This window comes from Cyanobacterium sp. Dongsha4, from assembly GCF_036345015.1.
GTDB lineage: Bacteria > Cyanobacteriota > Cyanobacteriia > Cyanobacteriales > Cyanobacteriaceae > PCC-10605.
In genome coordinates, this window is record NZ_CP084098.1 from 592,244 (window position 1) to 606,929 (window position 14,686).

Here is a 14,686-nt window from a genome sequence, read left to right on the forward strand (position 1 = left end):
CCGAATGGCGAATCTTAAAGCCTTAAGTACAAAATCTGACCTTAGAACTTGAACTGAAAATGACGTGACTTAGAATAGAACTGCTATATAATTTATGTCTGATTATTCTAATATAAAATTACTTATAATCGAATTGCTAAAAGTAATCTTACCTTTATATAAAAAATGTATTCCAAAAAACGTTCTTCTCTGTTATTGACTACCTATTTACTATTGAGTTGTGTAACACCCTCTCAAGCTCAAGATGTTGAAACTAATACTTCTCCTCAAAATCCCTCTTCTGCTCAAGTTCAATCAACAGACAAATTTAATTCTAGTGGTAATCCCCTTCTTTTTCCCACTAAAACTCAGGAGGTAGAAATTGAAGAACAACAGCCTGTAACTTTAAATCAAGCCATTGAAATTGCGTTGAATAATAATAAGGATTTACAAGTGGCAAGGTTACAATTAGATAGATCAAGAGATAGTTTAAATGCTTCTTTAGCGACTCAATTACCGACTCTTAATGGTCAATTAGAGTTTAATCAAAGGGGTGATGATACTCCTGGTGGAGATGACTTCATTATGCGCGATCGCAGTCTCTTATTAGGACAAATTGAGTTAAGTTACAATGTGTATGATGGTGGTCGTCGTAATGCAAATATTGCTCGTTCTAGCAGGGAAGTTTATCTTAATCAGTTAGAAGTTGAGCGTATTTCTGAGGATGTTAGGTTTCGGGCAACAAATGCCTATTATGAATTACAAAATGCTGATGCTCAAGTTGCCATTGCTCAAGCGGCCATCGAAGATTTTTCCCAAACCTTGAGAGATGCTCAGTTATTGGAACAAGCTGGATTAGGAACTCGCTTTGATGTGTTACAAGCAGAAGTAGATTTAGCCAATGCGAACCAAGCATTAACTAGGGCGATCGCAGAACAAAGAAATGCTCGTCGAAATTTAGCACAAGTGCTAAGTGTAGGTCAAAATGTGGAATTAACCGCCGCCGATGAGATCAAAGAAAATGGACAATGGCCTTATGATTTAGAACAAAGTATTGTTATGGCTTATAAAAATAGGGCGGAATTACAACAACTATTGGTGCAAAGAGAGATTAATGAGCAAGACAGAGAAATAGCCCTTGCCGCCACTCGCCCTAGTGTTAATTTATTTGCTAACTATAACTTCACCAACACTTTTACAGATACCTTTGACAATACAGGTTATGCTAACGGTTACAACGTTGGGGCAAGACTTAACTGGGAGATTTTTGACGGTGGAGAAGCAAGTGCAAGGGCAGATGTAGAAACCAGAAACATTGAAATTGATGAAACTAATTTTGCCAAGCAGAGGGATGAAATTCGCCTTAATATTGAAACTGCCTATAACAATATGATTGCTAACAAAGAAAATATTTCTACCACAGAAACGGCTGTTACTACGGCGGTGGAAAGTTTACGTTTAGCAAGATTACGTTTTCAAGCGGGAGTTGGTACACAAACGGATGTTATTAATGCCCAAAGAAGTTTAACCGAAGCTAGGGGAAATTTCCTCCAAGCTATTATTGGTTATAATCAATCTTTGAATGAATTACAAAGAGCAGTCAGTAATTTACCTGACAATAAACTTTTTGAGGTGAGATAGTCAGAATTAGGAAAGGGGCAATCATTCGAGTTCGGAGTTCGGAGTTAAGATAAAAAATAAATTTCCCCCTAATACCCCAACACTCTAACACCCTAAATCCTCAACACTCAGAACCCTTAAACCCATTACTGTCAAATACAGATAAGTCAAGATGAGAAAATTCTTGGAAAAAGACAGTTAACCGAGAAGCGATTTTGTTTACTCCTCCTTGGACATTGGTTTCAATATTAAGGGGGATAACTGGATCGTGTAATGATAATCTTAGTAAAAACCATCCTTGTTCTTCTGGGGATGAACAGCTAACTCTAATGCCTTCATAGTTGGGAGTGACAATTTCCCAGTCGGCTTGATTTTCTACATAAAATCCCAGTTTATCAATTACATTATTGCCGTAGTTTTGGAAATCTTCCACATTGATTTTTAGTCTAAATTCTTCGCTTTCTATGGGTTCAATGAGATTTGAGATTAAATCTGTTAAATTTTGTCCTTTTAAGCGTAATTTTGCTAATTCAATCAATAATTTCGTGACTAAATAAGCTCCATCATCAAGAAAATAGTTTTCTTTTAAGGCGGCATGGCCTGAAGTTTCGATCGCAACCCATGATTCTTCGCCCACTTTATTTAACCTCAGAGATTCATTAATTACGTTCTTATAACCTCTTTTAAAGCGATGATGTTTTCCTCCTAAATCTTCTATGAATTTCGTTAAACCATCGGAGGTAATAGAGTCGGTGACAATAGTTGAGTGGGGATGTTCTTTCAATATAATTGAGCTAATTAAGGCAATTAAACGATTACGATTCAACTCCTTTCCCTGACTATCTACGGCGGCGGAGCGATCGACATCTGTGTCAAAAATAATACCAAAGTCGGCTTGATTATCGATTACTGCTTGGGCAATAGAAGCCATTGCTTCTTTATTTTCAGGGTTAGGAATATGATTAGGAAAATTTCCATCAGGTTCTAAAAATTGACTTCCATTTATATCCGCCCCTAATGGTTTTAATACTTTTTCGGCGTAAAAACCTCCTGCACCATTTCCTGCATCGACAATAATTTTTAAGCCTTTTAAGGGTTGCTCAAAGTGTTGAGGGTGGTTAACGTGCGATCGAATTTTCTCAACGAATAAGTTACTATAAACGGAAATAAAATCGTGATTTTCTACCTCTGTTTCCTCATTAGTTTCCAAAAAAACATTTTTTTCTGCGATGGCTAAAATATCAGCTATATTCTGCTTTTCTAAACCACCATCAGGGGTAAAAAATTTCAATCCATTACGATTAAAAGGCAAATGACTAGCAGTGAGCATAATCGCACCATCACAATTAAAACCCTCCGTAATGCAACTCATAAACATAGCAGGGGTTGAACATAAATCAAAGTTAAGAACTTTTGCCCCTAAGCTAGTAATACCTAGTGTCACAGCTTGAGCTAAAACATCTCCCGATAAACGACTATCTCTACCAATAGAAATGACTAATTGATTTAATTTCTTCTCTGTTTTTTGTTGTAGCCATTGAGTAAATGCTTTTCCTAACGTTTTGACTACGTCTGGAGTTAAATTAACTTCTTCTGCCTCAATTCCCTCTAAAGCCACTCCCCTTATATCTGAACCATTTTGTAATTTTTGCCAGTTAACCATAATAAAATCCTCCAGATGATTAATCCTTTGTTGATAATCTGAGACTTATTTAACTTATAGCAATTCTCTTTATGGTGAGCGACAAATTATCCATATCGAAAGATAAATTTCAATTAGTAATAAACAATTAAGACAAGGCAAGAGGCAAACCCCTCTGTGTCTCCCCTTCAAAGAAACTCCAATATCCTAACACTCTCAACAAATACCTTTTCTCACACAAAAAATAATTCCAGTTGAAGAATGATTAAATAAAACCACAATCAACTGAAAATTATCGACTAATATAAACTTTTTAATTTGCTATAAATTTTGCGAAAATTTGATTGATAAAAAAATGAATTAAATCGGTAGAAAAATTTTCCACTTAGGATGACCAAAAATTAAAAATGATCTAAATTGGCACAACAAATGACGTTTTAAAAAACTTAATAAGGTTAGTAATAATCTGTTTCTGGTTGCATTTGAGTCGCCATTAGTTCAAAATTAGAAGGGTCTCGCAGAAAACGATATGCCTCTTCTTCTAAACGGTGGATGAGGTAGCCTTCGATAACATTAGTTTGACGGAGACAAGCTAAATACCCCTCCATATAAATACGTAGTTCTTCATAACGACTACCTCTATGCCATAAATCCACCATTCCATCAGTTAATTTTTGATAGTATCGGATGGCAAAAGGATCTGTTAACATTGTTCTTTGGGTTGAATTTTTATTTTTGGCAAATTGAAGTTTTAAACTTCTCTTAATTTCATTGTAACTTAATTACCGGGGAATCCCACATACCAGAAATATGTCACCATTGGAATAACTGTTGCTAAGACTAACAATACTATTGTCCAAATAGTAGCACTACGATCATCTGTTTCTTCTGCAGTGGTAAAAGTCCCCTCTATGCTGATTTGTTCTACTTGAGGGGCTCCGGGGTCATCTTGTCCAGACAAAACAGCTACAAGGCGATCGCCTGCAGAAATTAAAGCCTGATTATACTGTAAGTCTTTAAGGGAATAAGGCAAGGTTTCTTTTACTAAACTTTCGCTAATTTCTGGGGTTAATAAATTGCTCACTCCATCTCCAGATGCGATCGCACCTTTATTACTAAGAGTATCAACCACTACCAAAGTTTGATTTTTTGCTGACTCTGGGTTAGGATACCATGTCTGGAAAAGCTCAGTCGCTAAAGAGTCGATAGTTTGACCATAATCAAGACGATTAATTACAACCATTCGTACTTCATTACCAGTATCTTGAGCCAAATCTTGTAACATAGAGGTTAATTTTCCCTCCGTAGCTCGACTAATGGCATCCGCATCATCATAAACCCAAACATCTTCCCCTGCATTAATTACAGGTAAATCATATACCCCCGTAGCAAAAGCAGTGTTGATTCCCACATTAAAAAGCAATAGAAGGGAAAGACAAAAACAGGCAAATATATATTTGATTTTATTCATAAAATAATTGCTCCTAATCTGAAAATAATGATTTAATTATCTCATGTTATAACCGCTCATTAATAATTTTTCAGGGTTTTTTTAGATCATTTCACCCTTGAGGATATAAATACCTATTTCTTCTATTTCAGGAAAAATTAAACCAGTTAACTGCGTCTCCAATAGCTTTGTCTATATTAGTTTGAGGTAAACCTAATTCTTTTACAGCCTTCTGAGAATCATAAAACATATACTGACTAGACATTTTTACCGCTTCTACTGCCACGGAGGGATTTTTCCCTAATTTACCCAAAACATACTCATCTAAATAGGCAATAGCTAAAGGAAACCACACAGGAAATTGAATTTTTGGAGCAGATTTATTAGTTATTTTTGCTAGTTTTTCGAGAAATTCTGCTAAAGTTAAGTTTTGGTTTCCCAAAATATATCGCTCCCCAGTTTTACCTTTTTCTAAAGCTAAAATATGTCCTTTTGCTACATCTTGAACATCAATAAAATTTAAACCAGTATTTACAAAACCCGGCATTTTTCCCCTTAAAAATCTCACAATAATTTCTCCCGTGGGAGTCGGTTTTAAATCATAAGCACCAATGGGAGTACTCGGATTTACTATGACAATATCTTGTCCTGATTTGATGGCTAAATGGGCTTCTTGCTCCGCATAATATTTAGATTTCTTATAATTACCAATTAAATTTTCTACAGGAGATTGATAATTTTCATCGGCTAAAATACCATCTTTTCTGACTCCAATTGCCGCCACTGAACTTGTGTAAATAGTACGTTGTATTTTTGCCTTTCGAGCGGCATGAAAAACATTTTTTGTCCCCAAAACATTAGTTTGATATAACAATTCTTTATCTTTTGACCAAAGAGAATAGAGAGCGGCAACATGAAATAAATAATTACAACCTATCATTTTTTGATGTAGATTTTCGTCATTTAAACTTCCTTCTACTAATTCAATATCTAAATTCTGAACATTCGTTAAATCTGCATTTTTTCTTACTAAAGCTCTTACCTGATAATTTTCTTGCAACAATAATATTACTAAATTAGCACCAACAAAACCTGTTGCACCAGTAACAAAAACTTTTCCTTTCATAATAATTAAAATTAGATAAATTAACAAAAAAATAACCTCTTATAGAGAGGCTTTAAGTATTATTATTTGGATTATATTTATTATAATTAAACATATTTTATTCAAAAACTGTCACCCTCAAAAAAATTGTCTAAACTGGCAATATTATTATTTTTAATATTGTTTTTCGGTTGATCATTATAGTTCATTAATAACCAGTAAAAACCACCAAATATTAATACAGCAATCATACCAAAAACTAAAGAACCATCCCCTTCATGTAAATAATCAAAAGCCTCATTGTTACCTTTTGCCACGAGAATAGCCATTAATCCTACTCTAATGGCATTTACAAAAAATGCAAGAATAATCGCACCTAAAATAATTAACAAGTTATATTTTTTCTTTATCGGGAACATTTCTACAGCTAAAACCGACAAACCTAACATATAACAAATTAAGTCAACTCCTGCACAAGCGGTATTAACTTCAACGCTACCAGTAGGTAAATGAATATATACTCCTTGTAAGTTAACAGAAAATCCAAGATAGGATAGTAAAAAAGCAGTAGTAGAGGCGGTAAAAATAGCGATATTAACTATTCCTTGATCTATCAGCCAAGTTAAAATAAAAGATGGAATACCCAAGAAAAAAAGAATAATTAACTCGGATTTGAATTGTTTTAATCCTTGAAAACCAGAAGCAATCAAAGCACAACCTAATCCGATAAAAAAGGGTAAAATTCTTTGTATGTCTGCGTGTTTAGTAATGTGTACCCCCATACCGCTTTTAGAAAGGACAAACAGTAAAATTATCGCCCCTAAAAATAAAGCAGGTAAAGTCGTTTGTAAGTTTAGTTTTTTTCGACGATCCCAAATCATAGAGCCCACTCCGAGGAAAAATAATGCACTTAAGCCAAATTGAGCGGAATCTTCTGCTTTCCATAAAAGAAATAGGTTTATAGTTGCAAATATTATCGGAATAATCCCCATAATCAGTCGAGGGATGTTAATTTGTTTGTTCATAATATAATTTTGACTCATCTTTTTGTCTTACATTGTGATAAATTTCTAAAATTCGATCGACTTTTTTTTCCCAGTCAAATTGACTAATTACTTTGTTATAACCCATTTCCCCCATAGATTTTCTTAAATCTGGATCAAGAATGAGTTTTTTCATGGCTTGAGTTATATTATCAATAAAGGAAATTTGGGAATCTGGACTGACTAAAATACCACAGGTTTCATCGAGGTAATCGGCAGGACCGCCCCAATTAGTTGCAATAACAGGAATTTTCATTGCCATTGCTTCTAAAACAACTGCTCCACCACATTCATAAAGACTAGGCAAAACCATCATATCCGCACTTTTTAAATGTTGTGCACAATCTTTTTGTGATAATTGTCCTTGAAAAACAATTTTACTGGAAACGGAATTATCATTATTATCAATTCTTAATCCTAAAGATTGAGCTTGTTTTTCTAAACTAGATATTTCTTTGCCATCACCAATAATTTCTAATGTTATTTTATATTCTGAAAGTATAGTAATTAAATTTTTGAAAGCCACTAAAAGTAAATCAACCCCTTTCCATGAAACTAATCTTCCTAAATAAATAATTTTTATCTCTTGTAAATCTTTTTTTGTAGCATGAAAGTTTGTCTCAATTTCTTGTTGCCAAATTGACAAGTCAACACCATTTTCAACTAATTCAATAATCTGTTTATTTTCCAGACATTGGGGTAAAGCATTTTTAGTTCTTTCATTAGCAACTAAAAGCAAATCAGCCTTCAATTTACCCGGAATGATTGTATTAGTAAAATTAGAAAAATTACGTCCTAAGCCAACGAATAAATTAATCCAAGATGATTCTCTCTTTTTAAAGCCTTCAGGATAATTCATTCCTCCATTCATCGGACCAATAATAACAGGTACTCCCATATCATATATCATAGATGGTTCTTTTGGAGAAACTGGAATAGGTTGATGAGTAATATCAATTTGATGCTTTTTAATTAAAGATTTTGCCAGTTTTTTTTGACTAACTTGAGTTAGTATTCTCAATAAAAAGCCAAAAGTAAAATAAGAAATTCTTGAGGGCAAAGGTTTACCTAAAAAGAATAATAATTTGTGTAAAAATGAATCTTTGATAAAGAATATTCTGTCTAAATCATCTGCAAAAATTTTACTTAATTCACTCTTTGTCCTTTCATGAACAATCATCCATACATCTATTTTTCTTTGTCTTAAAACTCTAAAATAGTGTAATGGTAAAGCCGCTTCACCTCCAAATTTAAGAGAGGCGTGTTCAGATAGAATTAAAACTCTCATACTATTCAAAAAATTTCTATAGTTATTGTCATTCTAATTCTACAAATATTTTTAAACAATACATATTAAAATTAAATATTAATTTCTAATAACTCTTTAAATTGCTGGAAGGGTAAAGCACGACTGAATAAGTAACCTTGATAATAATCGCAGTTATTTTTATGTAAAAATGAGAGTTCTGGCTCTGTTTCTACTCCTTCTGCAATAATTTTTAAGTTTAATTCATGAGCCATTTCTATTAAAGATTTTGTAATAGTGGCATTTTTTTGATTATTTTCAATTTTGTTGATAAAGATGCGATCGAGCTTTAAAATATCAAAATCTAAATTCTGTAAATATCCCAAAGAAGAATAACCAGTACCAAAATCATCGATCGCAATTTTTAAACCTATGTTATGCAATTTTTTCAACTTACGTGAAGCCACTTGATGATTATTAACTAAGAAATTTTCACTTATTTCTATTTGTAATAAAGAAGGATTAAAATAATTATCTGCCAGAATTTTTAATATTTTTTGTTCTAAATAATCTTGATCAAACTGTCTTTTTGAAAGATTAATAGATAGTTGTAAATCAGATTTAAAATTTTTATGTAGATAATTAAATTCTTCACAAGCAGTATTTAAAATCCAATCATTAATAGTTTCAATGATACCTATCTCTTCTGCTAAAGGAATAAAAATTTCAGGAGAAATGTATTTATCTTCAGGATTATTCCATCTCAACAAAGCCTCAGCACCAAAAATTTTATTAGTTTTCATTTCAACTAGAGGTTGATAATAAATTTCTAATTCTTGATTATTTAAAGCATTGTGTAATTTTGCCTCTAAACTTACCTGTTTTGCAGTAAAACTATGAAAAGCAGGAGAGTAGATTTTATATTGATTTTGTTCCAAATCTTTCACTGCTTCTTTTGCTTTATATAACAGTTGATCTATATTTTCTCCATGAATAGGATATAAACTAATTCCTATTTTAAAATCTATATATATTTCCTGTTGCTTATAAATAAATGGTGGAGTGATTTTTTCTAATAAATTAGTTGCTAAATCGATTGCTATTTGTTTAGTTTTGATAGGAGGAACAATTAACGCAAAATCATCTCCATCTAATCTTGTTAATATATAATCCTCATTTAAGTTAGCCTTTAATCTTTTTACCAAAGCCTTAAATAACATATTAGCAAGGTCTTGTCCTAACTCATCTCGAATTAAATAAAATCGACCAAAATTCAAATATAGTAGAGGAATAAATTGAGATTTGTTATCAATATCTAAGTCCACTTGAGAATTTAATTTTTGATAAAATAACTCTAAAATACCATTAAAATTTTCCACCAAAGATAGCTGATTTGGCAATTGAGTTAATTCATCATATTTTGAGATAAAATTAAGTCTTTCCTGCTGAGATGTCAATTGATGGGTAATATGATTTATCTGATTATATTTTTGTAATGCAACACGAATAGTTGTAGCTAAATCTTCAGTTTTATAAGGCTTAACAATATAGCCATAAGGAGAGGTTTCCATTGCCCTATTCAAAGTTTTTTCATCAGCATAAGCAGTTAAATAAATAACTGGAACACATATGATTTGATTAATTTTTTTTGCCAATTCGATGCCATCAATATCACCCTTAATTCTTATATCCATTAAAATTAAATCAGGTCTATTTTCTTTAATTTTTGGTAATACTTTTTCCTGACTGTTTGCTTTTCCGATTACTTGATAACCTAAGTTTTCTAAGTCCAACTTAAGACTCTCAGCGGCAATAACTTCATCTTCTATGATGAAAATTTTAACGGGAATGTTCATAGTTTTAGTTTTTTCTGGCTATTGATATATTGATGACAACGTGAAAGCTATAATTAAAATTAAAATCACACATTCATTCTATTTCTAATTTAATGATTGATTTATTGACTTTTTTATTACTTTTAAGAAAAGACTTTAACTATATTGAAATTTAGTTATAAAATCAAACAATTACTTTGAATTTTTTATCCTCTAACAATATAATAAATTAGTTTCCTTATTTAAGATTTAAAAATAATAATATTTAAGACTATTCTTTACAAAACTTTTTAATTGGCATATCTCTAGCTAACGTGGTTAAAACTAGAAAAATCCTCAATACCTTTAGAAATTAAGAGTCTTTCCCTTTTTCTTCTAGCAATTTCTCTCATATTAACGGTTTTATCTGTTTCATCGACAATATCACCCGTTAGAACTTCTAATACATCCTCTAGTGTTACTACTCCAGAAACGCCTCCATACTCGTCAATTACTACCATCAAATGTTGTCGTAATTCCTGAAAATTTTTCAATAAATGATCCGCCCTAATAGTTTCAGGTACAAAGTTAACATTTTTGGCTAAATTAGCAATTTTTTCTGACCCTTTACCCTTAATAACTGCGGTTAATAATTCATTCTTAAAAGCTATTCCTAAAACATCATCAATGGAATCTTGAACGACTAAAATTCGACTATGTTCAGACTTAATAATTATATCCTGACATTCACTTAAAGTTAAATCCCCTTTTAAATAAGTAATAATAATTCTAGGAGTCATTAAATCATAAGCAGATAAATCATTAAGATGAAAAACTCTATTAATCATTTCTGCTTCATCTGCCTCAATTACGCCCTCATTACTACCAATATTAGTTAATAGCTTAATTTCCATTTCGTTGGTTGTAGGCAATACTTTACCCTTAGTTAAAGGTTCTGTTATTTTTTCCATCAACCATACTAAAGGATTTAAAATAAAGGCTAAAAATTTAGTGGGAAAAGCTAACCATAAAGCAATATTATCAGCATATCTTTGTCCCAGAGTCTTGGGGATTATTTCGCCAAATATAATAATTAAAAAAGTTAAAATAGCAGAAAAAACTCCTAACCATTTACTGCCTAAAGCCTGTGTGGTGAAAGTACCAATTATGATACTACCTACAATATTAAAGATATTATTGAGAATAACGATCGCAGCTATAGGGCGACTCATTTTCTTTTTAATTTGTAACAAAACCAAGGCGGAAGACTTTTTTGACTGAGCCCACTGTTTTACTTTTATATCAGAAACAGATAGAAGCACAGTTTCAGTTAGAGAGCAAAAAGCAGAACCAGCTAAAACAATAATGACAGAAATGAATAAGTTGAACATTATAAAGGAGTTAAGAGTTAGGATCAAATATTATTAATCATGGTTAAAGGGAGAAGTAGAGAGTAGAAATTTCTAAACTATTGATAAAAATTTTCCCAAAACTCAATCTCCTAATCCCCCAATAAATATTTATTGTACCCCCACAGAACGCCCTCCAGAACCAAAAGAAATCACTCTATCTTCTGTGAAAGGTATCCAACCGACTTCATAACCCATACTTCTTGCTTTTTGTCTTGCCATACGGAATGCCTCAAAACTGTCGGGACGTACTAAGAAAGCAACATAGTTTATTTGTGGATCTAACTGTTTTAAAATATTACCATAGTCGGAATCTGTCGCCATTAACTCTTTGGTGTTTTCACCAGCAGAAGTCGCTAGTGGCTGGTAAATAATTGATCCTTGTTCACTAATGGTAACTTGATAATCTTGGTTACTGTAGTAAAAATTTTTTAATTTTTGTTCCCTTGAATTAACACAAGCCTGATATTCTTGAATTTCTTGAAGATAAAAACTATAGAGATAATCGGGAATATCATTGGGTATATTTGGATCAGAACAACGAGGTAAAGTGGCAATAACTTGATCTATTTCTTGACTAATTTGAGGATCGCTGACATAAAATATTTTGTTATCTCTCACTTCAAAAAAATTAGGTATCTTGTTTGTTTCCGAACGTAAAGGAGTGCGAATAACTGTACCTGCTTCTACCGCCAACAAACTTACAAATAAACCAATAAACATTAATACCCCTACGGTGTTAGTCAGAATGTCTAAGAAAGAATCTAAATTTTGACTGGGGTTACTTATTTTTCTGGCTCTTCTGTTTCTCATTGTTATATAAACTGATAATCTATGTTAGAAATTTTACTATTAGTTTCTTCTAATCCCCTAACTCCTAACTCGTTTCTCCCCGACACCTCAAGTTTTTATATTCTGACACCTCTTTCCCCTTTCTCTCTATTTATAATTAGTATAAACTGCGGTTTAAAATTTACTTAACTATTGACTATGACTAAATCAACTAATTCTCCCTCTGCTGGTGGTGGTTTACCCGTTATTCAATATTGGCTAGAAAAAAGTGTTTCTCCTCAAGGGGTTAAAATTTGGGAAAAGTTGAACCATAAAAGTAGTTGTTTGTCCTGTGCTTGGGGTACAGGTGGTCAAAAAGGTGGTTTTGTCAATGAAGCAGGAGAATATTTACAAAGATGTGCTAAAAGTGTAGAAGCGATCGCATCTGAGTTACAAGAAGGGATAAAAGGGGATTTTTTCTCTCAATATACTATAGAAGATTTACAAAAATTAGATTCTCAAGGGTGCGATCGTCTCGGTAGATTAACCTATCCTGTTATTTTAAGAAAGGGAAATAGTCACTATGAAAGAATTAGTTGGCAAGAAGTTTATGACATTGCAACCCAAGCCTTTCGTCAACCCCCGGAAAGAGTAGCTAGTTATAGCTCAGGCAGATCATCTAATGAAGCCGCTTTTCTTTTACAATTGATGATGAGAGCTAATGGTAGTAATAATTTAGCCGACTGTTCCGATTTATGCCATGCCCCTTCAACCGTTGGCTTAAAAGAAGTTTTTGGTAGTGGCACATCAATGGTAAACCTAGAAAGTCTGAAACAATCCGATTGTGTGGTTTTAGTGGGTTCAAACGCACCTGCAAATCATCCTCGCCTCATGAATGAATTAATCAAAATTCGAGACAAAGGCGGTAAAGTTATTATCATTAACCCTCAAATTGAAGTTGGTTTAGTCAAATTTGCTTCTCCTGCTTTTCCCATTAAATCTTTACTTAAAGGGGGTTCAGAAATTTCTACCCTCTATTTACAACCTATCCCCGGCAGTGATGTGGCTGTTTTTGTGGGTATTCAAAAATCCTTACTAGAACAAAATTTAGTTGATTTTGATTATTTGAAAAAATATACCCAAGGTTGGGAAGAAATTATCAATCATGCTCAAAATACCCCTTGGCAAACTATTACTAACACCTGTGGCTTATCAAAAGAAGAAATAGAAGAAGTTGCTTATACCATCGGCAGTGCCGATAAAGTAGTTTTTGCTTGGGCGATGGGCATTACTCACCACATAAATGGAGTTGATAACGTCAAAAGTATTGCCAATACAGCGTTAGTAACAGGCAATGCAGGAAAAGTAGGCACAGGCACAATGCCCATTAGAGGACATTCTAACGTACAGGGATTTGGCTCAATGGGAGTTACCATTAGATTAAGTGAGCCAATAAAAAAAGCCCTAACTCAAATACTCAATCAATCCTTACCAGAAACTAAAGGTTATGATGCCCGTGCTTTAATTACCGCCGCCGATGAAGGAAATATAGATACTCTTTTTTGTTTAGGGGGAAATCTTTATGCCGCTAATCCCGATTTAACTCAAGCAAAACGAGCGTTAGGAAACATTAATACTATTTTTTATGTAGCAACCAAACCCAATCTTGGACATTTTCACGGTTTAGCTGAGGAAAATACCCTTATATTGCCAGTTTTTAACCGTTTTGAAAATCCTCACGCCACCACCACAGAATCAGGAAATAACTTTGTTAGATTAAATGAATCGGGTACAACTCATCTTACTTCCCCCGAAACCGATTTAATCTCCGAAATAGAATTAATTACCGAAATTGCCCACCGTTTACATGGGGAAAATCCTTTAAACTGGCGTAAACTGCAAGATACCAGTTATATTCGTCAATTAATTGCTAAAGCTATTCCGGGTTATCAAAAAATAGGAGAAATTGATCAGACAAAAACTGAATTTACCATTGAAGGGCGCATTTTTTCTGAACCCCATTTCAATACTCTTTCTGGTAAAGCACAAATGCAAGTAACTCCTTTACCAGTCTTAACTATTCCTGAGCAAATATATTTCGATGAGGATAATAATAAAAAAGGAATTGTTTTAATTTTGGGTTCAGGTAGAGGCTATGGACAACATAATACCGTTGTTTATAAAACTGAAGATAAATATCGGGGAATGCCCCATCGTCACTGTATCTTAATGAATAGGGAGGACATTAAAAAAGCTGGTTTTCAAGCCCATCAAAGGGTAAATGTAAAAGGTGATGGAGGAGAGTTAATGAATGTGGAAATAGTTGCAGGAGAAATTTTGCAGGGGGTTGCTTTTATGTTTTATCCTGAAGCAAATGTTTTATTTAAAGCGAAAATTGATCCTCGTTGTGGCACTCCTGCTTATAAAAGAGTTCCTGTTTTTGTTTATAAATAAGCCCGACAATAACTAAAATAACTAACCCAAGTGGGATAAGGTAAGACGCATTAAACTTACTTTTTTTATTATTTTTATTAATTCTTGAAAATAATTTAAACCCTTACCTGTTGCCCGTTGTTGCTTTTTACTTTCTTATCTATCTTCTTGACA

General features: G+C 33.0%; 11 protein-coding genes. 2 read left to right on the forward strand and 9 right to left on the reverse strand.

Going from position 1 to position 14,686, the window contains the following annotated elements; translation table 11 throughout:
- Positions 1 to 165 precede the first annotated feature (165 nt).
- Positions 166 to 1,620 carry a TolC family protein gene (locus tag Dongsha4_RS02605; RefSeq protein WP_330204209.1) on the forward strand — a complete coding sequence of 485 codons (1,455 nt, stop codon included), beginning with the start codon at positions 166 to 168 and terminating at the stop codon, positions 1,618 to 1,620.
- Between the two features lie 100 nt (positions 1,621 to 1,720).
- Here Dongsha4_RS02605 and Dongsha4_RS02610 read toward each other — a convergent pair whose 3' ends face one another.
- The 9 genes from Dongsha4_RS02610 to Dongsha4_RS02650 all read right to left on the reverse strand — a co-directional run bounded on the left by Dongsha4_RS02610 (position 1,721) and on the right by Dongsha4_RS02650 (position 12,121).
- Positions 1,721 to 3,262, reverse strand: a complete 1,542-nt coding sequence (locus Dongsha4_RS02610; RefSeq protein ID WP_330204210.1) for a phosphomannomutase/phosphoglucomutase — start codon at positions 3,260 to 3,262, stop codon at positions 1,721 to 1,723.
- A gap of 434 nt (positions 3,263 to 3,696) precedes the next feature.
- The gene (locus Dongsha4_RS02615) at positions 3,697 to 3,951 is read right to left on the reverse strand and encodes a DUF6761 family protein (protein ID WP_015219099.1); all 255 of its coding nucleotides are present in this window, start codon (positions 3,949 to 3,951) and stop codon (positions 3,697 to 3,699) included.
- Between the two features lie 68 nt (positions 3,952 to 4,019).
- Positions 4,020 to 4,712 (reverse strand): photosystem II repair protein Psb32, encoded by a 693-nt coding sequence (gene psb32, locus Dongsha4_RS02620; protein ID WP_330204211.1) that lies wholly within the window; start codon positions 4,710 to 4,712, stop codon positions 4,020 to 4,022.
- Between the two features lie 127 nt (positions 4,713 to 4,839).
- A complete protein-coding gene (hpnA, locus tag Dongsha4_RS02625) occupies positions 4,840 to 5,817 on the reverse strand; it encodes a hopanoid-associated sugar epimerase (protein ID WP_330204212.1) in 978 nt (325 codons plus the stop codon).
- A 101-nt stretch (positions 5,818 to 5,918) separates the two neighbouring features.
- Complete coding sequence (gene crtA / locus Dongsha4_RS02630) at positions 5,919 to 6,821, reverse strand: cyanoexosortase A (RefSeq protein ID WP_330204213.1); 903 nt, start codon at positions 6,819 to 6,821, stop codon at positions 5,919 to 5,921.
- Complete coding sequence (locus Dongsha4_RS02635; protein WP_330204214.1) at positions 6,805 to 8,127, reverse strand: glycosyltransferase family 4 protein; 1,323 nt, start codon at positions 8,125 to 8,127, stop codon at positions 6,805 to 6,807. Before Dongsha4_RS02635 ends, crtA begins: the two co-directional genes overlap by 17 nt.
- A 71-nt stretch (positions 8,128 to 8,198) precedes the next feature.
- Entirely contained in the window at positions 8,199 to 9,941 is a 1,743-nt protein-coding gene (locus Dongsha4_RS02640) for a two-component system response regulator (protein ID WP_330204215.1), read from the reverse strand.
- A gap of 284 nt (positions 9,942 to 10,225) precedes the next feature.
- Positions 10,226 to 11,290 carry a hemolysin family protein gene (locus tag Dongsha4_RS02645; protein ID WP_330204216.1) on the reverse strand — a complete coding sequence of 355 codons (1,065 nt, stop codon included), beginning with the start codon at positions 11,288 to 11,290 and terminating at the stop codon, positions 10,226 to 10,228.
- 129 nt (positions 11,291 to 11,419) lie between these two features.
- Complete coding sequence (locus Dongsha4_RS02650) at positions 11,420 to 12,121, reverse strand: hypothetical protein (protein WP_330204217.1); 702 nt, start codon at positions 12,119 to 12,121, stop codon at positions 11,420 to 11,422.
- Between the two features lie 177 nt (positions 12,122 to 12,298).
- Between Dongsha4_RS02650 and Dongsha4_RS02655 the strand changes: the two genes are divergently transcribed.
- Entirely contained in the window at positions 12,299 to 14,533 is a 2,235-nt protein-coding gene (locus Dongsha4_RS02655; RefSeq protein ID WP_425590776.1) for an FdhF/YdeP family oxidoreductase, read from the forward strand.
- Positions 14,534 to 14,686: the final 153 nt, after the last annotated feature.